This is a genomic window from Pontimonas sp., assembly GCF_031581085.1.
Lineage (GTDB): Bacteria > Actinomycetota > Actinomycetes > Actinomycetales > Microbacteriaceae > Pontimonas.
Genome location: NZ_JAVLBO010000077.1, coordinates 1 through 547, shown reverse-complemented (window position 1 = coordinate 547; position 547 = coordinate 1). Strand labels below are relative to the sequence as shown.

General features: G+C 66.4%; 1 pseudogene. It reads right to left on the bottom strand.

Features of this window, described 5'->3' with window-relative positions:
* Positions 1–547, bottom strand: a pseudogene (locus tag RI518_RS08000) (catalase-peroxidase); the annotation flags it as partial.

The window sequence follows — 547 nt, the reverse complement described above, 5'->3', positions numbered from 1 at the left end:
TCCAGCGCGTCCAGCACAAGGTTCAGCCGCTCGGGCTCGTTGCCCACCCAGTCTTTCTGCGGGGCAAGGCGGATACGCGCCCCATTGGCGCCGCCGCGCAGGTCCGACTGACGGAAGGTCCGCGCGCTGTCCCAGGCGGTGGCGACCATGTCCGACACCGACAGGCCGGCATCGGCGATCTTCGCCTTGACGGCGGCCACGTCGTACCCTGTGGGCCCGGCAGGCACGGGGTCCTGCCAGATCAGGTCCTCTTGCGGGGCATCGGGGCCGATGTAGCGGATGTTCGGCCCCAGGTCGCGGTGGGTCAGCTTGAACCAGGCGCGGGCGAAGGTATCGGCGAAATAGTCCGGATCCTCCATGAACTTCTCGCAGATGGCGCGATAGGTCGGGTCCATCTTCATCGCCATGTCGGCGTCGGTCATCATCGGCATGACACGCTTGGTCGGATCGGTGGTATCGACGGGCATGTCCTCTTCGCGGATGTCGACAGGGCGCCACTGGTTGGCCCCGGCGGGCGACTTGGTCAGCTCCCATTCATAGCCGAACA